At 55.6% G+C, this 25617-nt stretch carries 17 protein-coding genes and 2 pseudogenes; 11 read left to right on the top strand and 8 right to left on the bottom strand.

The features are described from left to right. Positions 1 to 143: 143 nt before the first annotated feature. From AC07XF_RS01380 to AC07XF_RS01360, 5 genes are all read right to left on the bottom strand, one after another. Positions 144 to 1505, bottom strand: coding sequence for a DUF1329 domain-containing protein (locus tag AC07XF_RS01380; protein WP_495025075.1), 1362 nt, complete (start codon positions 1503 to 1505; stop codon positions 144 to 146). 9 nt (positions 1506 to 1514) lie between these two features. After that, positions 1515 to 3299, bottom strand: coding sequence for a DUF1302 domain-containing protein (locus tag AC07XF_RS01375; RefSeq protein WP_495025074.1), 1785 nt, complete (start codon positions 3297 to 3299; stop codon positions 1515 to 1517). Positions 3300 to 3417: 118 nt separating this feature from the next. Beyond that, positions 3418 to 3801 (bottom strand): c-type cytochrome, encoded by a 384-nt coding sequence (locus tag AC07XF_RS01370; protein WP_495025073.1) that lies wholly within the window; start codon positions 3799 to 3801, stop codon positions 3418 to 3420. A gap of 431 nt (positions 3802 to 4232) precedes the next feature. Then, on the bottom strand, positions 4233 to 5684 hold the full coding sequence (locus tag AC07XF_RS01365) for an arylsulfatase (protein WP_495025072.1): 1452 nt from the start codon (positions 5682 to 5684) through the stop codon (positions 4233 to 4235). Positions 5685 to 5793: 109 nt separating this feature from the next. Further along, positions 5794 to 7266, bottom strand: coding sequence for a flavin monoamine oxidase family protein (locus AC07XF_RS01360; protein ID WP_495025071.1), 1473 nt, complete (start codon positions 7264 to 7266; stop codon positions 5794 to 5796). A 371-nt stretch (positions 7267 to 7637) separates the two neighbouring features. On the opposite strand from AC07XF_RS01360, the gene AC07XF_RS01355 reads away from it, so the two are divergent. Continuing rightward, the gene (locus tag AC07XF_RS01355) at positions 7638 to 8645 is read left to right on the top strand and encodes an AraC family transcriptional regulator (protein ID WP_495025070.1); all 1008 of its coding nucleotides are present in this window, start codon (positions 7638 to 7640) and stop codon (positions 8643 to 8645) included. 69 nt (positions 8646 to 8714) lie between these two features. On the opposite strand, the gene AC07XF_RS01350 is transcribed toward AC07XF_RS01355, so the two are convergent. Beyond that, positions 8715 to 9818, bottom strand: a complete 1104-nt coding sequence (locus AC07XF_RS01350) for a CaiB/BaiF CoA transferase family protein (protein WP_495025069.1) — start codon at positions 9816 to 9818, stop codon at positions 8715 to 8717. Positions 9819 to 9968: 150 nt separating this feature from the next. Between AC07XF_RS01350 and AC07XF_RS01345 the strand changes: the two genes are divergently transcribed. From AC07XF_RS01345 to AC07XF_RS01320, 6 genes are all read left to right on the top strand, one after another. Next, entirely contained in the window at positions 9969 to 10832 is an 864-nt protein-coding gene (locus AC07XF_RS01345) for an MBL fold metallo-hydrolase (RefSeq protein WP_495025068.1), read from the top strand. A 280-nt stretch (positions 10833 to 11112) separates the two neighbouring features. After that, on the top strand, positions 11113 to 12549 hold the full coding sequence (locus AC07XF_RS01340) for a DUF1254 domain-containing protein (RefSeq protein WP_495025067.1): 1437 nt from the start codon (positions 11113 to 11115) through the stop codon (positions 12547 to 12549). Between the two features lie 2485 nt (positions 12550 to 15034). Next, positions 15035 to 16873 carry a TnsB C-terminal domain-containing protein gene (locus AC07XF_RS01335; RefSeq protein WP_095966145.1) on the top strand — a complete coding sequence of 613 codons (1839 nt, stop codon included), beginning with the start codon at positions 15035 to 15037 and terminating at the stop codon, positions 16871 to 16873. Next, positions 16874 to 17728, top strand: a complete 855-nt coding sequence (locus tag AC07XF_RS01330; RefSeq protein WP_095966144.1) for a TniB family NTP-binding protein — start codon at positions 16874 to 16876, stop codon at positions 17726 to 17728. Positions 17729 to 17796: 68 nt separating this feature from the next. Continuing rightward, the gene (locus tag AC07XF_RS01325) at positions 17797 to 18831 is read left to right on the top strand and encodes a hypothetical protein (protein WP_495025066.1); all 1035 of its coding nucleotides are present in this window, start codon (positions 17797 to 17799) and stop codon (positions 18829 to 18831) included. Positions 18832 to 18912: 81 nt separating this feature from the next. Then, on the top strand, positions 18913 to 19950 hold the full coding sequence (locus AC07XF_RS01320; RefSeq protein WP_102674095.1) for a TniQ family protein: 1038 nt from the start codon (positions 18913 to 18915) through the stop codon (positions 19948 to 19950). A 47-nt stretch (positions 19951 to 19997) separates the two neighbouring features. Here AC07XF_RS01320 and AC07XF_RS01315 read toward each other — a convergent pair whose 3' ends face one another. Together AC07XF_RS01315 and AC07XF_RS01310 are read right to left on the bottom strand one after the other, a co-directional pair. Further along, entirely contained in the window at positions 19998 to 20264 is a 267-nt protein-coding gene (locus AC07XF_RS01315; RefSeq protein ID WP_095966142.1) for a helix-turn-helix domain-containing protein, read from the bottom strand. Between the two features lie 688 nt (positions 20265 to 20952). After that, positions 20953 to 22092 (bottom strand): site-specific integrase, encoded by a 1140-nt coding sequence (locus tag AC07XF_RS01310; protein ID WP_495025065.1) that lies wholly within the window; start codon positions 22090 to 22092, stop codon positions 20953 to 20955. Between the two features lie 78 nt (positions 22093 to 22170). Here AC07XF_RS01310 and AC07XF_RS01305 point away from each other — a divergent pair, with 78 nt between their 5' ends. The 4 genes and pseudogenes from AC07XF_RS01305 (at position 22171) to AC07XF_RS01290 (ending at position 25559) form a co-directional block, all read left to right on the top strand. Continuing rightward, positions 22171 to 23043 (top strand): DNA-binding protein, encoded by an 873-nt coding sequence (locus AC07XF_RS01305; RefSeq protein WP_495025064.1) that lies wholly within the window; start codon positions 22171 to 22173, stop codon positions 23041 to 23043. Between the two features lie 194 nt (positions 23044 to 23237). Further along, a pseudogene (locus AC07XF_RS01300) lies at positions 23238 to 24610 on the top strand (transposase). A gap of 273 nt (positions 24611 to 24883) precedes the next feature. Then, positions 24884 to 25024 (top strand): annotated as a pseudogene (locus tag AC07XF_RS01295) (FAD-binding oxidoreductase); the annotation flags it as partial. A gap of 232 nt (positions 25025 to 25256) precedes the next feature. Next, entirely contained in the window at positions 25257 to 25559 is a 303-nt protein-coding gene (locus AC07XF_RS01290; protein ID WP_095966138.1) for a putative quinol monooxygenase, read from the top strand. Positions 25560 to 25617: the final 58 nt, after the last annotated feature.

Below are 25617 nucleotides of genomic sequence, written 5' to 3'. Positions count from 1 at the left end.
GGACTCAAGAGCGCCGCGTTTAGTCAGTAAACACGCGGCATCGTTAACGACCATCGCGAGCAAGCTCGCTCCTACAGTGGATCTTTCTCGCTTAACTGAACAGCATTACGCCATCGGCGGGTTTTTTGCGATCCGTCAACTGATCAACGCAGCCCGTCGGTACGCAAGGCCGCTGGCGTGTAGTCGAACACCTTGGCCGTCAGCCCGTATTGGGTGTTGCGCGACTCCTCATTGCGCAGACCCAGGACCAGATAGCGTCCGGAAATCACGTCGTACAGTGTTTCGGCGGCAGCGTAAGTGGTCTGCTGGTCGTAGCGAAACAGCGGATGACCTTCAGCGACGCGCCACAGTTGGCCACGGCCGTCATAGTGATCGACTTCAACGATTTGCCAGGTGTCCTCGTCGATATACATATGGCGTTTGGAGTAGATATGCCGTGCATCCGACTTGAGTGTTGCCACGACTTCCCAGACACGGTGCAACTCGTAACGCGTGTGGTCCGGATTGATGTGACCGGCCTTGATGATGTCATCGTATTTCAGCGCAGTGGATTCCAGTTTGTAGCTGTTGTACGGGATGAAGATTTCCTTTTTGCCTACCAGCTTCCAGTCGTAACGGTCCGGGGCACCGTTGAACATGTCCAGGTTATCGGCAGTGCGCAGACCGTCAGAGGCAGAGCCCGGGCCGTCATAGGCCAGTTGAGGTGCGCGGCGTACCCGGCGTTGCCCGGCGCTGTAAACCCAGGCCAGACGAGGTTCCTTCACCTGGTCGAGCGTCTCGTGGACCAGCGCCACAGTGCCGGCCAGTCGCGCCGGGGCAGTGACTTGCTGCTTGTAGAAGTACAGGAGGTTGTCGGCGCGTTCGGCTGGCAGATCCTGGACACTCTCCGGATAAATGGTTTCTTCATCGAAACGCACCAGAGTGTAGGCGCCGTCTACTTGCGGAGTGGCCTGGACATAACTGCGGCGTGCGCTGCCCCCCAGATAACGGGTGATGTGGTTCCAGACCACTTCTTCGCCACTCTTCGGGATCGGATAAGCGAAATACCCATGGAAGTTCGCCACGCCGTCACCATTGTTGGTCGGTTGGACTTTCAGAGCATTCTGCTTGGCCTCATCGACGATGGCCTGCGGTACCGACGCCGTACGATGCGTCGGGTAGACCGGAATCTTGTAGGTCTGCGGATAGCGCTTGAACATCGCCATCTGGCCGTCGGTCAACTTGGCCTGGTACTGCGAGGCATTGACGGCGGTGATCACGAGCAACGGTTTTTCCGCCGCGAACGGGTCGGAGACGAAGCCGTTGGCCGACACCTGGCCCGCGGTTTTCGGCAATCCGCCGGTCCATGCCGGAATGCTGCCGTCGGCATTGCCCGATTTCTCGGCACCGAGCGGGGTGAGTTCGGTGCCAAGCTTGTTGGCCTCGCCAGCAGGTACAGCCGCCATGACATGGCAAGCCAACAGGCTGAGTGCCAGGATGCAACCTTTCTGAATTGTCTTGTTCATTATCAAGCCTTAAAAGTTAACGCCGAAGCTCAGCGCCACGAAATCGCGGTCGACCGAAGTGTTGAAATCGCCACCGAAGTTGTTGGTGTAACTGAGGCTGGCGGTGTAGGTGTTGCGGTAGTCGGCATCGAGGCCCAGGCCGACAGACTTGGAACCCTCGGTAAACACCGGGCTGTAGCCCGAAACGTCGTGCGACCAGAACACGTTGGGTGTCAGGTTCACGCCGGCAAAAACGTTGGTGTAAGCCAGCTTGGCATACGCTCGGTAGCCCCAGGATGAGGTGGTGTAGTAACCGTTGCGTCCGCCCTGATTGACGTCTCCGTACACCGAATCCCGGCCATAACGCTGCTTGTCGAGCGATTCGAGACCGCCGATGTGGGTCACCCCGACCTCGGTGGCGACGCTCAAATAGTCAGCCCCCAGCATCGGGTCAAAGATATGCACGAAAGAGGTTTGCGCCTGGGTGACTTCCTTGCGGCGGTAGCCCTGGATGACCTGGCCTTCTTCGCCATCCACGGTCGACTCGGCATTTGCACCGGTCAGCGCGCGGAAGGCCGGGTTCAACAAACCACCCCCCAGGTCGGCACTGTTGATCGACACCGGGGCATTGGGCCGGTAGCTGATCTCGCCGCTCCAGGCAGTGCCATCGGGCAGCGTGGTAGCGAAGCTCAGGCCGTAGAGGTGGATGTCTTCCGGGTAATCCAGGGAGTAGCTGCTATTGCCCGCAGCGGTCGCCAGGCCCAGGGCGAATTGTTCGTTCGCGCCCAGGCCGCTGGCTGGCAACACGTTGTTGATGAAGTTCGTCACACCACTCGCCGGGCGCAGGGCCAGGGTCGGGGTCCGCGAGTGGTAGTTCATGTAGTAGGCGCCGTATTCAATGCCGTCACCCAACCAGTGCAACGCCAGACCGAACTGACCACCGTCGCGGGCCTCGTGGTCTTTGCCTCGCGGGACGAACACACCCTCACGGCCATTGAAGCCGAAGCCCAGCCCTGCTGCGGCGGCGATTGGTTCGAGCGGCGCAACTTCAGCCAGACCGGCCGTGAAATTGTTGTTGCAACCTTTGGCGATCGGATCGGCGCCGAAGAAGGTGCCGCAGTTATCCAGGGCGTAGGGTTTCCACTCGAGCTGGTAGAAGGCCTCGACATTCAAATTGTCGGTCAGACCTTGCGATACGTAGAGCATGTTGACCGGAATCAGACCTTCCTTGATCTCCGCGCCGGGGCGACGCAGGGCCGCGACATCGAGCGGGTTGATCGAATTGATCGAGTTGCCGATGAACAGGCTTTCACCCCAGCTCACGACTTGTTTGCCCAGGCGAACATCCCCGGAGCGATCGGCAATGGAGTATTTCTGCGCCACGAAGGCGTCGAGTATTTCTGAGCCGGAAGACCGCACTGACATGTCGCGGCCGTCGTCACTGATTTGTTTGAACGGACGGTTCTCGTCCTTGAGCTCGAAGTCGTACCAGTATTTGCCCCGCACAAAGGCGCGGGTGTCTCCATAGGTCAACTGGAGGTCATGCACGCCCTTGAAGATCTTCGAAAAGGTCTCGCCTTTCTTGAAGTTCTGTCGGCCGTCGTCACCGCCGGAGGAGAAGCCGGTACCGCCATTGGTGGTGTCGATCAGTTTCCTGCTCGGTTCCTGGGTGCCCCAACTGGCGCCAATCGACAGTGCTGAGTCGAACTGGCCCTGGATCTCGCCGATGTTAAAGTCAACCGCGAGCGCCTGCCCCATGCTCGCGGCCGAAACTCCGGCCGCCAACAGGCAGCGATTGAATGTTTTGCTGTGCACTGGGTGTTCCTTATTGTTGTTTTTTTTTGTTTGTTACAGATGTGCTCGGTGGGCAGTCCGACCGCTCACGTGTTTCGATGGGACAGGGCCCGCAAGAGGAGAGGGCAGTTGTGCAACGTCAGCTCTTTGTCTGCAGGAAACACAGCACTGCCTGACGTTCCTCGGCCTTGCGCAGGCCGCCAAAGGCCATGGCGGTTTCGGGGAATTTCCTGGCCGGTGCTGTCAGGAATTCGTCGAGTTGCTCGACGTTCCACGTTGACTTTGCGCCGGCAAGACCCGCCGTGTAGGTGAAACCCTGCACGGAGCCGATCGGGCGACCGACGACCCCGGCCAATTTGGGTCCCACCCGGCTTTCGTCGAGCGCGTGGCAAGCGCTGCACTTGGTCTGGAACACTTGTTGACCAGCACTGGCGTCGCACTCCGCGGCCTGGCTGATGCCATGTGCCAGAGCGAAACCGCTGGAAAGGATGGCCAATGCCAATCCGCGAATGGTTGTTTGCATCGTGAATCCCACTACTTACCGGGTCTTACCGCCGTTGTGGAGTAAGTGCGGATAAGGTGGCAGTTGAAGGGGGCGGATGAATCGCTGGATGGCGACAGGGTTTCTAGCTTTCGGCGCCAATCATCCCGGTGGTCCGGGGTTTTGAATTGGGGGTGGTTGATCAGGTCTGTATCCATGGGTAACCAAGGGCTCTTGCCCCTGTGGGAGCGGGCTTGCTCGCGAAGGCGGCATTACTGACGACGTAATTTCGCGGTTGCCTCCGATTCCTGTGGGAGCGAGCTTGCTCGCGATGGAGGTCAACGATGACGCGGGGAGCCTGACACCCCGCGGTGCTCTCAGGTTTTTCGCGAGCAAGCTCGCTCCTACAGGGCCCGCCGCCATCGGCCATCGATGGCCGGGGGCGGCTAACCCGGCATCCATCACGCAGAAGGCTACTTCGGCGGGCTATACGGGTCCGGTGTCCCGGCTTCAATCGGCGGGTATTGCTTGAGGCTCGCCTTCAAGTCACCGACGATTTTCATCATCGGCCTCACGATCCAGGTGTTCTGCGCGAGGACATCATGCTCCTCACGCAGGTCGGTCAGCAGATTGATGCCTTTTGCCAAAGGCAGCACCTGCGGTGGGTCGTACATGTTCTCCTGCCAGATGAAGTGCAATTTCCAGTTACGCCATTTGACGGCCGTCAACCGGTCGGCAACATAGGCCGGGAAACCTTCGCGGTTGGATTTCTCCTGTTTGCCGGTGAAGAAGTCCAGTTGATCCACCCCGTCAATCGGGCGATCCTGGGGCACTTGTGCGCCCCCCACATGGGCGAGGGTGGTGTACAGATCGACAATGTGCACGGTCTCATTGGTGACGCGGCCACCGCTGATTTTCCCCGGCCAGCGCAGGATGAACGGCGCGCGCAGGCTCGCTTCCATGGCAGTGAAGTAGCTGCCGCGCCAAGGGCCGTTGGCGCCCTGCCAGGGGTAGGTAGCCTCACCACCGTTGTCGCTGGCGAAAATCACCAGGGTATTGTCTTCAATGCCCGCCGCCTTGATCGCATCGAGTATCTGCCCGCTGCGATGATCCATCTCGGCCAGTGCATCGGCCCACGAACCATTCCCGGTCTTGCCCACGAATTCCGGGTTGGGAAGGGTAGGCATGTGCACCAGCGAGAACGGCACATAGGCAAAGAACGGTTTCCCCGCCTTGGCATTGCGCTGGATGAAGTCCACGGCGCGGGAAGCGACCTGCGCGTCGAGAGTCCGCTTGGTCGCCAGGTCCAACTTGGCCACCTTGCGTGCCGGCTCGCCCTTGCGCGCTTCGTAGATGTATTGCGCGGGGGCCAGTGACTCGTCCCAACCCTGATTGCGCCCAATGGCCGGCCGTTCATTGTCGGTGTCGTCGGCGGCCGACCACATCGCTTCGTCATAGGTGCGCGGTATTCCGTACCACTCATCGAAACCCTGGTGAGTGGGAAAACGGTCCTCGTTGCTGCCTAAATGCCATTTGCCCCAGATTCCGGTGGCGTAGCCGCGATCGGACAGTAATTCGGCAAGGGTGACTTCCCATTGCGTCAAACCATCCGGCGCACCGCCGCCGACCACTTTGTAGGTACCGGAGCGAATGGGAAAGCGCCCGGTCATGAGCGCCGAGCGCGAAGGCGTACATTGCGGTTCGACGTTGAAATTGGTGAAGCGCACGCCTTCGGCAGCCAACTCATCGATACGCGGTGTTGGCGCGCCACGCAGGATGCCGCCGCCGTATACGCCGAGTTCGCCGTAGCCCAGATTGTCCATCAGTATGACGACGATGTTGGGACTGCCCGGCTGTGCGAAGGCCGGCGCAGGGATGCTCAGTAGTGCTGCCGTGAGCGCAGCAATGGACGCTATGTAGTTCATCGACATTCCCTTAGGGATCGGATTTTCTCGCTGCCGATGCGTCACGCGAATCGCCTTGCCTTACTTGCAAGACGATTCGTCCAACGCTCGGCACTCGGGATGTGATGCGTCAGCCCAGCAACGTCTGCGTGCGCTTGGCGGCTTTGCCACCGGCACTGATCGCGCCGTCGATGAAGCCGCGCCAGCCTTCACCATGGTCGCCCTGACCGAAGATCACCCGACCGCGGTCCTGCTGGAAATGGTCGTAGTATTTGCCCAGCCAGTTTGGTCTGTAGCTGCAGTACGTGCCGCGCGAATAGGGGTCGAGCGTCCACTCGTAGCTGTAGCATTCCGTCACTTCGATGCCCGGAAAGAAGTTTTCGAAGACCTGCTGCACGGCGTCGCGGTCCTGGACGTCGAGCTTGTCCGGGTCGCTGCCGAAGCAGGCGAAAATGGTGTGGTCGTCAGCCTTGGCATAGGTGGTCACCAGGCTGAGCGGCTGGTGCGAGTCGGCGATGCCCGTGTATTTGCCTTCCACAGGCAGCTTGCCCTTGGTCCGCACGAACACCTTGATGCCGCTGCCGGTATGGGTTTCCTTGGCTGCCTCCACCAGTGTCGGGTCCAGCGCGGGAGAGAAGGCGATGCGCGGCAGCACGTTCATCGGTACGGCGACGATCACAGCGCCTGCTACGATGGTGTCACCCTGTTGGGTGGTTATCAGCACTCGATCGCCCTTGTCTTCAACTTTGGCCACCGGAGTCGACAGGCGCACCTCGGGTTTTCCGTCCGCGATCATTGCGTTGATCAGGCTGATGGTGCCGTTCTTGAAGGTGTAGCGACCGAGGGAATCGCTGAACTGCGACAGCTCCCAACCCGGCAGAGACCACCAGCGCAGCGCGTCGGCATAGGACGCTTTGTCGCTTGTGGTGTGCGAGATACCTGCAATGTAAGCGTCCACCACGGTCCGTTGCAGCGGCGTGAGCGAGAGCTGCGCGTAACGGTCGGTAGCTGACATCGAATCCACAGCACTGAGCTGATTCCAGGTGTATTTTGCATCGTAAGGCCGCTCCCAAAGCTTGCGAGCCTCGGCGAAGTAGGCATAGATCCCTTCGACGGCACTCATCAACTCCTTACCCGCCAGTTCGATGCGTTTGCCCTCATGGACCACCGACAAGGTGTCCTTGCCCGGTACGTGGTGCTCGGGGGTTTCCTTGAGTTGCAGGCCGTAACGCTCGACTTCACCCCAGACAAAGGGTTGGGTCCAGTGGATCCAGGTGCCGCCCAGCTCGATCTTGTGACCGGCGAATTCGCTGCTGAACGTACGGCCGCCGAGGCGATTGCGCGCCTCCAGCAGCAGCGTCTTGTAGCCGTGCTTGCTGCTGTCGCGGGCAGCGGTCACCCCGGCGAAACCACCGCCAATGACCACCACGTCGTAATCGCAGCCAGCGCTCTTGCAGCCTTGGTTGTTTTCTTGTGCCTGCACGCCATCGATGTGCGCCGCCCCCACAGCCACCACCGCACCAGCAGCACCGACGACCCCGGCATCGCGCAAAAACTTGCGCCGACTGACGCCGCTCTGGGTGTTCACTTCACGCTCCGTCATAGCCCAACCTCTTTATTGTTGTTGTCATCGCCCTTGGGCGTTTAGCGCACTACGGTGACAGAGAGGCCCCGCCAAGAATCGCTCAACGGCGCCAGGCAATCTGACATCTGACGCCAGCCATAACGCACCGGGATATTTGCGTCTTCGCTAATCCCCTGTAGGAGCGAGCTTGCTCGCGATGGTCGCTGACACTAACGCACGCTTGCTGGATAACCGCGGTGTTCTGGAGTTCATCGCGAGCAAGCTCGCTCCTACATAACGATGACACCCCGAGGGGCGAGGGATGCCCCCCTTTTATTAGGGGTAGAGAGGTGGCGATGTTTGGAGTGTAATGGCTCGTATTTCAAGGCGATCTGAAAAAGAGGCCCATCATGTCTCATGGCAACTACACGGTGTTCAGCGAGACGCTGCTGCAACGACATAGCGAGATCTTCAGGCCCTACCTGGAGTCCGTTGGCTTGAGTCAGGATGTCGTCGATCGCGCAGACAGCGAGGTACCACTGAGCAGTTACATTCAGCTTCTGGAGACGACTGCCGAACATGTCGACCCCTGCCTGGGGTTGCGCATGGGCCTGGGACAGCTGAGTCCGCCGACATCGGGAAGTTACCTCGGAGCATTCGGACACGCTGCACGCAGTGCCAGAGATGTCCGCGCGATGCTGAACTTCATCAGTCGCTATCTCGTGGTACATGCCCACGCCAATGAGCTGACCTGGTACTTGCGCGGTGGACGGGTGGAAGTCCACTACCAACTGACCGACCCGAGTATTACGCGGTGCCGACAGGATGCCGAGTTTGCGATGGCCGGGCTGTACGTCACGCTGTGTAAAGTCACGGATAACAAGTTCGCCCCGCTGCGGGTCGATTTCGCCCATTCGCAGCCCCCCGACATCAGCCTGCACCAACAGGCTTTCCAGTGCCCATTGAGGTTCGGCCAATCCATCAATGCGATGATCTGGCCAGGTGCAATGCTTGAAGAACCTTTGGTAACCGCCGACGAGCGTCTGTTCCAGGCGTTGCAGCCGTATCTGGAAGAACAGCGCAAGAAGCGTCTGGCGGACACCGAACTCACGGCACGCATCAGTCAGACCATTGCGGGCAACCTGCGGGCAGGCCATGTAGGTCTCGACACTATTGCCAAACAGCTGGGGTTCAGTCCAAGGACGTTACAACGCCGTCTGCAGGAACAGGAACTGGAGTTCAACACGCTGGTCGAGGAAATCCGCATAGCGAAGGCGTTGGAGTACATGGAGAACTCTACCCGCAGCATCAACGATATCGCTTCGGGGCTGGGCTACACCGAGGCCAGTTCGTTTACCCGGGCTTTCCGTCGCTGGACCGGGCTCAGCCCGCGTGAGTTTCGTCAGCAGATACGCTAAAACAACGAACAGCTCATAAACGACAATGCCCGTATCCTGCGATACGGGCATTGTCGTTGTGGCATTGCCTCAGAGCCAGTCGCGCAGCACTTGGTCAGTGTGCTCGCCACGTTCAGGCAGCGGGCCCGGCCTGCCAGGCGGCGTACCGCTGAAACGGGGCGCCGGGTTGGCCTGGAGCATGCCATTTTCGCGGTCGAATACTTTGCGAGCCTGAAGGTGAGGGTGGTCCGCCGCCTCATCCAGATTCAGTACCGGGGCGAAGCAGGCGTCAGTCCCCTCCAGGATTTCACACCATTGCTCGCGGGTACGCCGGGCGAAAATCGAAGCGAATTTCTCGCGCAACTGCGGCCAGGTTTTCGGGTTGTAGCCGTTGGCGGTCTCCGGGTCGTCGCTCAGGCCAAGCTTTTCCCGCAGCAGTGCGTAGAAACGCGGCTCCAAAGACCCCACGGACACATACTTACCGTCGGCGCAAAGGTAAGTGTTGTACCAATGCGGGCCATCGAGCCCGCTTTGTCCGCGCTCGTTGGGCAATTGACCACCCGCCTTGGCGCTCAGCAGCAAATTCTGCATGTGGGCGCAGCCATCGACAATCGCAGCATCGATGACCTGGCCCTTGCCGGTATTGCGAGCGTTCATGACGCCGGCGAGCAAACCGATGGCCAGGTAGAGCGCACCACCGCCAACGTCACCCACCAGACTTGGAGGTGCAATCGGCGCCTGTCCCGGCTGGCCGGCATACCACAGCGCCCCGGCCAGCGCGATGTAGTTCATGTCATGCCCGGCGGCCTGGGCCAGCGGACCATCCTGGCCCCAACCGGTCATGCGGCCGTAGACCAGACGCGGATTGCGCGCCAGGCAAACATCCGGTCCGAGCCCCAGGCGTTCCATAACGCCGGGACGCATGCCTTCGATCAGGGCGTCACAGCTTTCTACCAGGCTCAGTACGGTCTGGATGCCTTCCGGGCTTTTGAGATCAACCCCGACAGAGCGTTTACCGCGCTTATAGATAGCGCCTGCGCCCATGTCGATTTCGTCAGCAGTCTGTGCACTACGCTCGACCAGCACCACATCCGCGCCAAGATCGGCCAGCAGCATTCCACAAAAGGGTCCAGGCCCAAGCCCCGCGATTTCAAGAACCTTGAGGCCCGACAGCGGCCCTTGTTTCGTCTGCATAGCGCTCTCCATTGAAAGTTGAGTACTGGTCGATGATAGCGTTCGGACAAAACGCCCAACCCCACTCATTGGGGGTGGGTGGCAGTTCACAGCACTGGTTCAAGCTGCAAGCGATAACACGTCCATGACCAGTCTGAAGAGGTAAGCATTGTGAACCGCAGCATTTCCACATTGGTCGGCAGAAACACCAAACTTGACGGTGGCATAGTGTTTGGCAATACGCCGCGTCTGCGCTGGGCAAACTGGATCAAGCCCGATCAGGACAACCTGGTGGACCTCGCCACGCGCGGCCTGCTAGTGCAGCAGGCAGGCAAAAATATCTTGATAGTCGCCGGAGCCGAGGCGCTTCTGGCTCCACCACCACGAACCTGCCGGTGTCAGCCGCGTGCTCCGGGGTTGCTGGAAACCCTGGCCAAACTGAGGCTCGGCGAAAGCGATATCGATGCGGTCGTACTGCCTCATCTGCATGCGCAGCTATCAACTGAACTGGCTGGCCTGGTGAGGGAAGGGGAGATGCCGCGCCTGCTGTTTCCAAATGCGCACTACATCGTGGGTGAACGCCATTGGCTGCGCGCCCGGCACCCGCATCCGCGTGACAGGGGGCAGTTTGTCTCTCAGATCATTCACCGCATCGAGGACAGTGGCCGCCTGGTGCTGATCGATGGCGGCCGCTGTGATCAGCTCGGCGATGGCTGGCAGTTCCATGTCTGTGATGGCTATACACCGGGACATCTGGTGCCTGAAATCGCTATGCCGGGCGGTCCGGTGATGTATGCCGGCGACCTGATCCCGGGCATCCATTGGCTTGACCTGGATATCACCAGCGCCAACGACCGCAATCCAGAGTGCGTAGTCGGTGAAAAGGAGCGCCTGCTCGACCACGTGGTGGCCAGCGGCGGTCGATTGTTTTTCTCTCGTGACCCTGACATCGCCATGATCAAGGTCACGCGCGATCGACAGGCGCGTTACACGCCCTTCGACCACCACGCTTCGTTCAGCCGATTCGAAGCCTGATCGAGACGCTGCCACTGAGGAACTGCCTCGATTGGCAGTGTCGCTTAGCGGACTTGTCTCGCGTTTTTCGGTATGACGCAAGCCGGCACCGTCTGGCCCGGGAGCGGTAAGTCCAGCCCCCTCACCTGGAGGGGGGGATGTCGCAACAAATGGGGGTGTACTGGGACCTGCAGGCATCAGAAGCCTGTTCTATCCGATATTAAGAATAAAAATGAGGACAAAACCAATGAGACATCGCTTCGTTCCGCGACGTTGCGTCATCGCCGCTGTCGGCGCACTCATGACCCTGCAATTCGCCTTCACACCCGCGTTCGGGCAGGAAGCTCTCGCTGCGGCCGCCCAACCCGTCAGTGCAGACTCATCTGCGCCGATACAGAATTGGCGCGAGGAGAATGCCTACACCTTGGGCGTGCAAGCCTTCCTTGTTGGCTACCCGTGGATCCATCTGTCGAAAACTCGCTGGCGTGCCAGCAACACCGAGCCCGCTGGCAGCTCCAACGGCGTCCTGGCTTATACGCCGTTCAAAAACACGTTCTGGCACGCTACCCGGCTGGCGGACGAATACGCCCGCACCAGAATTTCGCCGAATGGTGATACCGGTTACGGCGTTGCCTGGCTCAATGTAGGTAAGGAGCCCATTATCCTCAGCGTGCCGAAAATCCCGGATGGGCGTTACTACACGATGCAGTTCTGTTCCATGGATGGCGATAACTTCGCCTACATCGGCACTCGCACAACGGGGCCGAACGGTGGTGATTTCGCTATCGTCGGGCCGGACTGGAAAGGGCAACTTCCGGCGGGGGTGAAACTGCTGCCCGCATCGCGCACCCCCTCCGTGCTGATCGGCAGCCGCGTACTGGTCAGTGGGAACGACGACTTCGTCAATGTGCGAGGGTGGCAGCAGCAACTGCGCCTTACACCGCTGAGTCAATGGGGAAAGCCTCAACCGGCGCAGCCCGAACGAATGGACGTGTTCAAGCCCGGCGATCCGAAAGAGGATCCGCTGGCGGACTTCCGCACGTTGAATCAGGCGTGGGCAGAAAATCCGCCACCGGCAAAACTTTCGCACCTGATTAAAATGCTCGAGGGCATCGGCATTGGCCCCGGACTGGATCTGGACAAGGTGGACGCGGACACCCGACGCGGGCTGGAACGCGCTGCGGCAACCGGGATGAATATGGTGATCGGCAATGCTCGTGCAGCGGGGAAATCGCCATCGAACAACGGCTGGGAGTTTGAGTCACATGCCGTAGGTCGTATGGGAGATCAGGACCTATATCTTGAACGTGCAGGTTTGACACTTTCTGGCCTGGTTTGGAACGACGAGGCGGAAGCCCTGTACATCCACGGGCTGCGTGACAGTCAGGGTGAGCGTCTAAACGGCAGCAAGCACAGTTACAAGGTGCGCTTCGCACCCGGAGATAAAATACCAGCCGATGCGTTTTGGTCACTTTCCCTTTACGGAATGGACTATAACTTCGTCGACAATCCTATCAAGCGCTTCACGATCGGCGACCGCACTCGCGATCTGAAACGTGATTCGGACGGTGGGCTGACGATCTACATGCAAAATGAATCGCCCGGGGTCGACAAGGAGTCCAACTGGTTGCCGACCCCAAAAGACGATTTCTACTTGCTGTTCCGCGGTTACATGCCCAAAAAGATAATGCTTGCCCACGATTGGGTGCCACCTGCGATTACTCCAAACAACCCGTAAGGCGAAGTCGCAAATGTAAAAAAACGCTGCTGATCTCACGATGGGCGGCGTTTTTCTTATCGCAGTGCAGTGTTAGGCCTGAACGACCAAGTGGGCGGCCAGCCCTGTCTGGCAAATAAAAAGTAGGGGCAGACCTTTTAGCCGAGGAGGGTGACCGCCCACACCGCCAAAAATAGAACCTGCTCCTACGAAAACTGTAAGTCGCTGACAATCAATAGGCTGGTACCGAATTTGATACTAAGCACCAAGCCCGACAGTTCCCAATTGTTGACCATCACAGCGATGGAAACACCACCTTTTACGAGGGGGGTAGCGCTTGAAGAACACCACTCAGCGCGAAAATGCATTCGCCAGATCACTCGACTTGCGCAGTGGCAGGATAGAAAATAACGTCGGTGCAGGAGCCTTTGACTGCTAACTAAACTAAATGCCTCTTTAGTTGAGTTAGACTCAGACCAATAACATTACACCTCCAAAAACGAATGCACTACGAGAAAACAGTAGTTAAAAAGGCCGCTGATGAAAAGCAATCGTGAATAACCGAAACAGGAGAAGTTGGCAATTCCCAATTGCGTTATTGCCAGTTCGGGGCGCGCTGCGACGGCTTTAAACCGGACATTAAGCCTAAGCGAGTCAACATTTCCAGACACGTTTAGACTACTTGCATAGTTGTATGTTTTCACAATGGCAAAACCATACTTCATCATGTTCACCACATGGGAGCCGTTGCCTTTACCTATTACATGATAGTCCGCATTCCGGGCGTACAAAATGAGCTACAGGCATTCTGTTTTTTGTGTCAGGAATGCACCGAAAACCGCTTGAAGTCATGCTTCCAGGCGATTTTCCTATCCAGGACTGCTCAAGCAGTCAGATCAAGCAACTCCGCTTGCCGGAAAAGGCGCCTACATTTGCCGGCTGACTCAGCCTAAATGGTGTTTCAGAGCAATGCTTGGTGCATGGGTTGCTAGGAGCGTAATTTTCGACGGTATCACCAGGCATTGGCCAATTCCGGTATGGCTGTCCTTGAAATCCGCGCACCAACACCATGCCGAAAGCCACAGATTTCACACAGCGTCGTGATTGCTGACATTCTTGGAAGCGTTGTTCATGCAGACCGATCAGGTGCGACGAATGCGGCAAGATCAGCGCCAGACCTTTGAGAAATCAAACGGCTACTGGGCAGGCGAAAAGCTGATGCGCATATTTAAATAATATTTTCTGGACGATGCAGTGAGCGGAGGTCACTAAGGGGCTGATTTTTCGGCCGTTTTGTGAGCGCCGGCTAAAAATTATAACTTCTTAACCTACTGATGAGCTTAGGTAAAATTTATTTTATCAATTAAAAGCTAGAATAAAAACCGCGTGATTTTTCCAAACTCTACTTTTTAAATGTTTTTTTGTGATCTGTCACGCGTCTTACGGTGGCTCGGATTTGAATTACCAACACTGGCCAGTCGAGCCGACGCTAGTAGCCCCAAGCATCACAGAGCAAATTTCTGGGATCTCTATTTGGAGGGAATGCATCCGATAGACTCGGTGGACAGAAGCATCGCTAAGCAGTGGTCGAGTCAAATGCACGCGGGGTCAAATCGCGCATATTTGGCACTTGAAGCATCTCGTTAGCTTTATTGATGAAGGAGGCAGTAACAAGGCAAACGAGGTGCAGTAGCCAGAGCGGTGGTTGGGATGCCTGGGGGTGAGTAGAAGGCGAACGCCAAATGACGTAGTTATGAAAAAAATTAGAGTTTGCATGTCTGTGCTGGTTGGTTCGTGGTAAAAAATTCCAAAAAACAAGAATTATGCACAATTATGCAAAAATTCATAATTTCTCGAAGTGGGAAAAACCAGGCGTGCAGGGCGCCACAGCGAGCGCGGGGATACAACTGCCTCTTAATAGGCCTTCTTATTCGCTTTCTGGCGGCCGTGTCTGTGAGGCGCGTTGGTCGAACCTGATGCAAATGGCTGGTCAGGCTAGCATCCTAGCTGACAATTTCTCTGTGGAATTCATCAACTACATAATTGCCAAGTCGGATATAGCGATAAGACATGCTTTTTTTTGGCGGGCGTGTGGGCTTGCTCGTTGTTTAAGTCGGGTTAACACGATATTCATCGTGCACAGCGCCAGTGCAACTGCTAATCAGTGCCAATGTATAGAGGTGGACGATAGGGATGAGGTTGGGGTGGCCATTTAAAAGTAATGAGGTGGTGTATTTTTTCTAATGGATTCATTGAAATGTGACACTATTTACCATTGAAAAATGACACTGTGAGTGTTCTTTTGTTTTATGGGGCTTCAGCTCCAGGAGGCAATTACTCGTATAATGGAGTGAGCAGTGTAGAATTAACCTTATGATAAACATGAATAAAATCAAATTCACTATTCTAACGTTAGGAAAAATTGAGATTCGAGGTTGCCAAATTCGAATTATCAAATATCTTTTTTGGTGAGGCTTTCCTGTGTGTTGCACAAAGGATTTATCAAATGCAATTTTCTACATTAGAAGTAGGCTTGATGGTACTCGTCGCCGGAGAGCCGGCGAGGGTTATCAAATGCACGCCGCCTTCAGAGGTCGAGGTTTTGCGTTTGAAAGACAAGAGGAGGTTTTCGGTACCCGTTGATAACATCGTGTTGTTACCGCCCGCACAGTGTAACGACTCTATAGTGCCTATAGATAATTTCATGGATTTACTTGAAAGTGCGTCTAGCAAGGAAATCAAAACTGCCGAAGAACGATTTCTGGCAATATCGCAGTATCTGTCAAAAGAAATTACGATCGAAATGGCAGTAAGCGTTTGTAATGTGGGAAAGGCAAGGTTCTATCAAATTTTGAGGACGTATGACGAAAATATCGGAATAGCCTCACTGTTGCCCAAACGGAAAGGTAGAAAGAAAGGCGAGTCAAAAATTTCTGCTGAGGTGGAAGCGCTCATACAGCGGGCGATAGACAAAAAGCGAGTTGGGAAAGGACTCACATACGCCAAAGTTTGGTCTGAAGTTCGTTTTTCATGCGTGGAAAACCATCAGCCAATCCCCAGCATAGGAACCGTCACCGCACGGATAAAAAAGCTGGACGGCAAGACACTTCATGCAAAGCGATTTGGCTCGGAAGCTGCAGCTCAAGTCTACGGCGCCAAACCGGGCGCTCAAACAACAACAGGTCCACTGGCCGTGGCCCAAATAGATCATACATTAGTTGATATAATACTATGTGACGAGGAGTCCCGAATCCCAATTGGTCGGCCCTGGCTCACTGTCGTGATTGATGTGCATACTAGAGTTTTGCTGGGCTACTACATTGGATTTAATGCCCCCTCGGCCGTCTCCGTTGCCTGTGCAATCACCCACGCAGCTTTTCCAAAACAGCACTACCTGAAACAAATAGGCCTCGAGAATTCAGATGTACTTTATCCCTTTTATGGTGTACCGAAGGTACTCCAAATGGACAATGCCGTTGAATTCAGGTCGCTTACGCTAGAACGTGCCTGCTCAATTTATGGGATTAAAACTGAATTTAGACCTCCGGGGAAGAAGCACTACGGAGGGGCGGTAGAACGACTTATCGGTACACTGATGACCAGTAATGTTCATTTCTTGTCCGGCACAACCTTTTCAAATGTCCAGCAGCGTAAGGGTTATGACAGCGAAAGGAAATCTGTCCTGTCACTCCGCGAGTTCGCAAAATGGTTTGCCGGACAGGTTGTAATCTATCACGCCACCATGCATCGAGGAATCAAACAGACTCCTGGGGATTGTTGGAATAAAGCCTTCGCAAATGCAGACGGCAGTATCAACATGCCCCCTCTGATTCACGAACCACTGAGATTCAGATTGAACTTTATGCCAAGCGTTCGGCGAAGTATATCACCGAAAGGTATCGCCTTTAAAGGACGGTATTACTGGTCGCCTGGATTCAATCCTTTCGTAGGCACTAAAAATGTTTTGATAAAATTTGATCCGCTGTCGCTTTTGACCATATGGGTTGAGTTGAATGGCGAGTATGTAGTGGCTAACTACAGTGATCTAACCGGATCCCATTTGAGTTTAGAGGAGCACCTGCTAAGAGTTGGTAATTCTAAAAAATTGGCATGGATATCGGAAGAGGCGGTCGCAAAAACCTACCAACAAAATGAGACGCTCATTCAAGGAAGTGCCCGGACGACCAAAAAAATCAAAAAGCAAGCCGCTGCGATAAAGGAGTACCAGAAGTATTTGACTGATGTCGGGCAGAAAACGGGCAGGGAGTTTGTTGCGGAAGAGCTGTACGACGAAAATTTAGATTATTCGAAAAAGCCAAGACCCTACGCCAGCGAGGACGTTTAAGTGAATGATGAACACGTGAAAGCATCCAAGCGTCATCTTTTGCAACTGAGCGCTCCCGAGCGAATAAGGGCGATACAACAGGATGTATGGATAGATTGCCCTCAATCCATACAGGTATTAAATATGATCAAAAACATCGTTCAAGCTCCTAGTCAGTCGCTTGCGCCTTGTATGTTGGTGTGCGGGGAGGGGGGGAGTGGTAAGTCCAGTATCATTCGCCAACTTAAACTGATCTCTAAGGGCTGGGATGAGCAGATCATTTTTATGGCGCTCAATGAAAATCCCGGCAGCCTTAGCTTCAGAGACCATTTGTTGGAGGCCATGGGTATACCACGTTCAGCTCGTAGCCGGTTAAAGCCAAATGTGCCGGAGGAGCTAGCGGAATTTGTGAAGTTAAGGAAAGTTCGCGCCATTGTGATCGATGAATTTCACGATGCACTGATATCCAATCGCAGCGAACAACTAAAAACATTGTCTATCTTGAAAGGGCTTTCCGGTGAACCCTATTCATTGTCAGTGATCGGTTTTGGAACGTCGCTGGCCAGAAATGCACTGTTGCATGATACCCAATTGTCCAGGCGCTATCATATCCATGAAATCCAAAAATGGACCAAGTCAGAGACTTTCCGTGAGTTTTTGGCTGCTTTGGAAGAAAACATCCCATTGTTAAAGCCATCAATGCTTTATGGTGCGGACAAGGTGAAATTCATACTTAGCAATTCGGGTGGAGTAACAGATAATATCGTCAAGATGATAAAATACGGCGCCATATTGGCTGTATCAAGGGGTGAGGAAGAGGTTTCGATTAAATCGATGCAGGAAGCAATTCTAAATCCTTGGGCGTATAAATGTTAAGTTAGTTCGGGAAAATGCGCATGCTCGAGTCGACTACGTGGCCACCTCCTATTGAAGATGAGACATTTATGTCTTGGGTTTTTCGGTGTGCGCTGAACCCGCAATGTCGCCCACTCAGTGAAAGCAAGGGCGAACGTTACTATCAGATGTGCGGTATAACTGGCGATGCGGATTTTGACTTTAGAAGTTCCGCATTTTTTGAATTGGAGAGTTCTCTACACTGGCCTATCGGCATTGAGTCCAGCCACTTCAATCCAGCTACAAGCCTTCTGCTTTCCCCGCAGCAGCGATTCGCTTTTTGTTTGCATTGTTTGAGGTCTGATGTGGCGATGCACGGTTATCCAGTCTGGAGGAAATCTTGGTGTTATGTGTGCGCCCCGTTTTGTTGTCGGCACGAGCAGTTATTGCTTCTAAATGATCGCTATTTAGGGTTCGATAAGCCTTGGCAGGCGTTTGCTTTCCATCACCAGGAAAGTCGTTTGCGTCCTGAGGCAGATCTTAGTTCGTGGCGGGGGATGTCAAACCTCAAGTTATTGGTAAAGCTCGGTTCACAGGTTCAGCTTTGGGTCAATATGCTAGACTCTTGCAATACCTGTAAGTTGCCGGGTTGCGATGAAGTTGTCGAGACTCAATGGCTCATCCGAACAGTGCACAATCTGATGAGGATATTTTTGACCGCCAAAAGTACTTTTCGCCCCTCTGGACCTGCACGTTTCTGTTTCTCCAATTCAAGACAAAATATAGTTCATGGGGGAATTGACTATTCCACGGCGATGGAGGTGGGTGCGGCCACAGCCTCGCCTTACCAGCGAATGATCGCACTCATATGGGTCGGATGGGTTTTTGAACTATTTCAGCGAGAGGAGATTGGTTGTTTAGCTCAAGCTGCCAATGTATCTGGTTATCAGTGGTACAGAAATATAGAAGAGCTTGGATATTACTGCCCGCCCTGTGCGACAAAAAGTGAATATGACAATATTGGGAAGTTATTTTTACTTCTACCGCGCCCTATTTACTTGCGTATTGAACCGCTTTTAAAGGGCATTCAGCACTCCGCGTATGTGCATGGGGTGATACCGAGACCGCCGAATATTCCTGGATAGTCATTCCAGTCTGCATCGTTGGCGCTTTTGTGCGTAAGACTTCTAGCAATAGTTTGAACGTTTAGGAGATTATACAAGGCCATGAAACTGAAAGGGTATCCGCGTGCCACTCCGGACGAAACGTTAACTTCGTGGCTGTTTCGTTGCAGCTTAAATAGAGGTTGTCGCGGCATGACACAAGAAATGGCCGAAACCTATTGTTCGCTTGATAAAGATATCGACTACGATTTTGATTTTTCCAGCGGGGATTTTTTCGCGCTTTGCCATCACTTGCAGGGTGCGCCAAATCTGATCAGCGCTTACTTCAAGCCAGATACCACTTTGCTGCTTAATACTGTTTTTCGGCTCAGTTACTGCCCTCTCTGTATACGAGAAGATATACGCAATTATGGGCTGCCTGTCTGGCGAAAGACGTGGTGTTATGTGAGCGCCCCATTTTGCATGAGGCATCGATTGCTGTTGGTGCACTTATCGGATCCCGTCCCATCTATAAAATCATGGTGCGCATTTGCCAATCGAAAGCAAATACTCGATCCGCATCACCCCTACTACCCCCGGGCACGGCAATGGGGTGGCGTCCCAATCGCGCTTCTCGGTACAGATCTCGGCATCAAGGTACAGTCATGGCTTTGCCGCTTACGAACCCCGGCAAGTTACCTTCGCGCCACAGACGCATTACCTTTAAGTCCGTTATTGGTGGGAGGGACTGAGTTTCTGCTGCAATATTTTTTGCGTCTCGCCCTTCCTGGAGGGCGCGGGGGGCTGGCGCGTACATATTTCAGCAGCGGGCGGGATCGTGTGGCTCATGGTGATAAGACCTTTGGTGCGCGTCTGAGCAAGGGTGCGCGCGAAAGTACTCCATATCAGCGCATGATGGCGATGTTTCTGCTCGGCTATCTTTTCGATGTTTTTTCTGACAGCGATTTAAGGCGGATCCAGAGCGCGTGCCTCTTTTCAGAATATCCCTGGTTTTCATCCATCGAATATCTGACGTATATAGGTGGCCCCTATTCCCATATAGCGTACGAGGCCATGTGTCGCGTGTTTGATGATGAAGTGCTAGGGATGTTTCCTGGACTCCGATTGTTTTTGAGTCACGTCAAGCACAACTTGGAATAAAGCTATCTCCTTGCCATCTCAAGGATGCGAATCCGTTCATGCGGAACCTACAGTTCTTTCTTGATCTGGCTGAAGAGATCATCCAATGAAATGGTTGGGTCCTGTGTAAGGTAACACTTGGTCAAGACTGTAAGCGGGTGGACGTCCAATACGCCGGCTAGGTCCTGGACTTTCTCCAGTGTTGGGCTCTTAAGCCCTCGCTCCAGTGTGCTGAGATAGGTTCGGCTACTCACGTCAGAAAAGTCTTCTTGTGAAAGGCCGTTTTTTTGCCTTAACAGCCTCAGTGCCACGCCAAATGCCTGCTTCAGTTCCATTTTTTCGTTCCTGCAAAAGGAACGATGAAGCCTTTTAGAGCCCTATAGGGCTACAATCTATAGTGTTCATTTTAAACTGCCTGGTGCGCTATGTTTTTAACCCTCGATCATTCTGAACACCCAGCAGGCCGGATGCTGAAGGCGGGACGTCTCTGGAGGAGTGTTGAGTACTTATCTGACGAGCCTTGGTTTTGCGTCGCCATCGAGGAGCGGCATACTGTCGAAGCAGGGCTACGGAGCGGACTAACCTTGGTGTGGGAAGTGGAGGAGCTCCAGGCTCTTAGCGCCTTGGTCGGCCCTACGTTCGCCATCAAGGGCGTTTGGTTGGCGAGTCCGAGCTGGCTGAATGACTCTGAAGGGTGGCGAATGGAGAGCCTACAGCAAATTGTTCGGCGCTCGCGGAACGGTAGGCCCTGTGTGGTGTATACGTTGTCCGAAGGTGGCGAATACTGTGAAGTCGACGATAGTCCATCGATAGGCGGCTGCGATGAAGTGCTCTTCACGGTTGCTTAGCGATGCAAGGCGTACACTCAGACGTATTGTGCAGCGCAGTGCGTCAAAAAATAAAAGAACCAACTCGTTGATTTTTCAGTTTAGCCCAACCATCCGCTGTCCACGATTCATGGAGTGTGGACAGGTGCCTAAGGTTCATCTTGAGCTTGTCAAACGCCGGTACTTTCTTGGAAATTTATTCCGGGTCGGAATCGGAATTTACACTCTCGTCACTGTCGATCGGAGATATCCCGGTTGAGGTCAGGAGGGTTGTTGCGCGGCTCGTCAGCAGTGAGCCGGATTGGAAGTAGCCCATCACCGTGGCGACGCTGCGATGTTCGGTCATGGCCATGACCTCGCCCAGTGGCACGCCTTGACGGCCCGCCTCGGTAACGAAGCCTGAGCGTAAACTGTGGGCCGCCCAATCACCGACCAGCCCTGCAACCTTCGCTCGGCGCTGGACGATACGGGCGACCTGATCGGTAGATAAGCCTGATGTACCGACCTTGCCACCTTTATACAGTCGGCGGAACAGCGGCCCGCTGTCAGTCGGTGCCACCTCCAGCCAAGCGGCGAGGGCTTGCGCCGCGGGGCCGCGCAGCGGCTTTTCCCGACGTACGCCGCCGGTATCGGTTTTGGTGACGCCTAGGGTATATAGCCAAGTGTCGTCATCTAGCTTACGCACGTCGCCGACTTGCAGGCCGACCACTTCCGAACGCCGTCGGCCACCGCCACTCCAGGCCAGCAGGAGTAGAGCGCGGTCACGCGCTCCGCGTGCACCATCCGTACAGGTGGCGAGCAACGCCTGCAACGGCTCGAGCACGACAGCGGTTTTCTTACGAACCGCCACGCCCTGACGCGTCTGCGCCTTGCGCGCGTCACGCAGCAGGGTCTTCAACGCTGACGCTTCGGTCGGGCTGTCCCACTCGTTGATCCGGTGCCATTTACCGAGTACCGAAAGACGGTGGTTGACCGTGTTGTACGCCAGCGGCCCCAGTTTGGCCTTGACCCGGGCGGCGACCAGCGCGGCGTCGATCCATGGCGGTAGCAGGTGCGCCCAGCCGCCGTCGGCCAACGGTCGGGCCAGGTGATCCAGCACGAACTGCACGGCCACGGTGGCTGGCATTGGCGCATCGCCCAAATTCTGGCCGTAACGCAGCTGCAGCCAGGCCGACCAGTAGGCGAGGGCGCTGCGGTAGCTGCGCACGGTGTTGGCCGCGGTGCCGGCGGCGATAAAGGCCGCGGCGGCTGCCTGGGCGTTAAGCGCCAGAAAATGCGGATCCAATGGGGTTTTGTCGACCAGAGGCAATTGATCTGTAATATTTAATACGTTCAACGTATGATAATTCCATTAATCAGCAAATAACGTCGGATAATCTTTCATTATCAGACCTAATATAGCCGGAGATGAGCCATGGCAGTAGGGGTACCGGAACACGAGGTGTTTGCCGCTGCGGATACGGTATTGGCCCGCGGCGAACGCCCGACCGTCGAGCGCGTGCGCCTGGAATTGGGTCGCGGTAGCCCGGCGCGGGTTGGCGGCCTGCTCGATCAATGGTGGGCGCGCCTGGCCGAGCGCCTGAGCGGCGAGACCCGCCTGCCGGCACTCCCGGGGGAGGTTTCGCAAGCGTTTGTCGCGGTGTGGCAGCAGGCGATTCATCTGGCCCAGGGTGTTGCTGAGCAGACGTTGTCCGAGCAACGTCAGGTCTTGGCTGCCGAGCGCGAGCGGGTGGCAGAGGTCGAGGATCAGGCGCGTCAGGACGCGGCACAGTTTCGCCAACAGTCGATGGACGCCGTAGCGGGGCGCCAAGCGGCTGAGTCGCGCCTGACCGACCTGGAACTGCTGTTGGCACAGCGCCAGACGCAGATCGAGGATTTGCAGCTTCAGCGCGAGGGTTTGTCGCACGAACGCCGTGAAGCGCAGCGCCACAACCACACGCTACAGCAGGATCTGCAGGCGTTACGGCTCAAGGCCGAGCAGGAGCGTGTGACGCAGGAGGGCTACGTACGTGGGATCGAAGATCGTGCGCACCGTGAGGTTGACCGCGCGCGGGAGGAGGGCAAGGCAATTATGGCCCAATTTAAGACAGTGGGACGGCAAGTCGAGCAGCTACAACGTCGGCTCGAGTCGATCCAGACTGAGCTCAGCCAAACCCAGCAACGTGCCGCCGCGCAGCAGGCGCGTGCCGACACACTGGAGCAGCAACTGATGCAGCTACGCCAGGCGCCGGCGGCCAAGCGCAAGCCAAAATCCCGGAAACCCGCGGCGACAATGTCCGATTCCTGAGGGCAAAGTCAGCATCTTCGGGCCGATAAGGAGCAAGTTGATGCAGTAAGTTGCAGATGCCAGATCAAAGGCCGAAATCGGCTGTGGATTCAGCCGGCCACTACAGGCAGAAACGGTCGATTCTGTTGAAAAAGTAGTTCCTCTGTCTGGCCTGCGGCAAAATATCTGCATTGGCCAGCAGGGAAGCACGAAGAATGATGGGACAGTTATCGAGTGGGCGGGAACGGCTGTTTTACTCGTTCAACCTTGAAGATCACATCCCAGCCAATCACCTTCTACGCAACATTGATCGGTGTCTCGATCTGAGCGATTTGCGCCATTACCTCGCCGATTTCTACAGCCCGATTGGCGTCCTTCGATTGATCCCGAACTGATGATTCGTATGCTGATCGTGGGTTATTGCTCCGGCATTCGCTCCGATCGGCGGCTTTGCGAAGAGGCTTATTTGAACCTGGCGTATCGTTGTTTTTGCCGGTTGAGCCTTGAAGATGAAGTCCCCAACCACTCGACCTTTTCCAAGAACCGACACGGCCGTTTTCGGGACAGTGATCTGTTTCGCTGGTTGTTCAATGAAGTGCTGCGTCGCTGCATTGACGCCGGCTTGGTCAAGGGCGAAGGCTTTACCGTGGACGCCAGCATTATCGAAGCGGATGCGAGTCGGCAGCGCGGCGTACCAGGTGATGAACCGGTCAACTGGAGCGATCCGGCCCTGAGTACCCGAGCCGCGCGTGAGTATCTCGAAGCACTTGATCAGGAGGCTTTGGCCGAAACGCAGCCCAAGCGCCTGTCGCTGACTGATCCTCAAGCCCGCTGGACCGCAGCTCCAGGTGGCCCAGCGTTCTACGGTTACTCGACGAATTATCTGATCGATACCGAGCACGGCGTGATCATGGATGTGGAACCCACACCGGCTCATCGAAACGCAGAAGTCGAGAGCACCAAGACGATGATTGAACGAGTCGAAGCGCAATTCGACATCAAGCCGGAACGCCTCATCGGCGATACCGCGTACGGTTCTGCGCCGATGTTGGCCTGGATGGTGGAGGAGAAAGACATCGAGCCACACATGCCGGTGTGGGACAAAATCGAGCGCAAGAACGACTGTTTGTCGAACGGCGATTTCCAATAGAACGAAGAGGCGGAGGTATACCGCTGCCCGGCCGGCAACGCGTTGCGCAGCGAATGGCGAGCCTTCAAGAACGAGCGTTCGCACGTCACCAAAGCCAACACAATCATCTTCCAATCCCGGCAGACCGACTGCGTAGCCTGTCCGATGAAAGCCAAGTGCTGCCCGAACACGGCGTTCCGTAAGATCGTCCGCAGCGTCCATGAAGCTGCTCGTGATGTGGCTCGGCGCATTGCAGTAACGCCGGCGTATCAGCGCTCTCGCCACGAACGTAAGAAGGTCGAAATGTTGTTCGCCCACCTCAAGCGCATCCTGAAACTGGATCGCTTGCGACTACGTGGCATGAGTGGCGCGACTGATGAATTCACGCTGGCTGCTGCGGTGCAGAACCTGCGACGGCTGGCCAAATTTTCTTCTCAAGGGCCACCGGTTACGGGATAGGTGCGTCTGCACAAAGCAAAAAACCTCAAATCAACCCAATAGCCGAGCTGCAAAGCTCAACGAAGGGCCGAAAAACCACTCAATGTGGTGAGTAGGTTCTCCAGTGGAGATCGTGCGTGAGTTCAGCCGATCTGCAAATCAGACTTTTTCAACAGAATCGACCAGAAGCAGACACTGATACCGCGTTCTGAACGATCAGGTTTTCATGCGGTGAAATCCTCCCGCCGTCGTACCATGGGCAGCTCGACAGAATGGAGGTTGATATGGGACGCCTTGGTTGAGGCTGAAGGTATCGCGTCGGGAGAGACTGGAAGTTCATTCGCATGGATCAACACCCAATACGGAGAACCTGACCCCAATGCAGAACTGCACGGAGCTGCAATCAAGGATGCGCCTCGTGCAGAGATGGTGCTGCACTTAACGAATAGTCGAGATCGGTCTTCGGGAAGCTGAACGGTTGTCACGGTAGCCTTTACAAATATTGTCACTGACCGCTTTTCGCCTTTTTCTCACGACTGCGAAAATGACTCGACGCTACCCCTCATCCCGCCACGCTGGAGCTGGCCGGCAAATCGGTGAATATCGCGTTGGGCTTACTGGAAAGAATGGCGCATGATGGCGTAGGCGTAACAACAGGAGGCACGTAATGGTCAAGGTAGCGTTGTTCGTTCGTCTGGAAGCCAAATCCGGGAAAGAGAAAGAGGTAGAGAGCTTTCTCTTGGGTGGCCTTCCAATAGTGGAGGATGAGCCGGCCACTACGGCTTGGTTCGCCATCCGCTTGGGGCCGTCCACCTTTGGCATCTTTGACGCTTTCCCGGATGAAGCAGGCCGGCAGGCTCATCTTTCGGGCAAGGTCGCAGCGGCGCTTATGGCCAAGGCTGCCGAGCTGTTTGCCACACCGCCATCAATTGAGAAGGTTGACGTCCTTGCGGCCAAGCTACCCGGCTAAGCAAGTCCAACAAGGCGCTCCAACCAATTTCCCTGCCGCCACTTTGCAGCATCAGGGG

The organism is Pseudomonas sp. GW821-FHT01C01 (genome assembly GCF_059422645.1).
The sequence above is the reverse complement of the archived record's forward strand: the minus strand, read 5'-3'. Positions and strand labels throughout refer to the sequence as shown.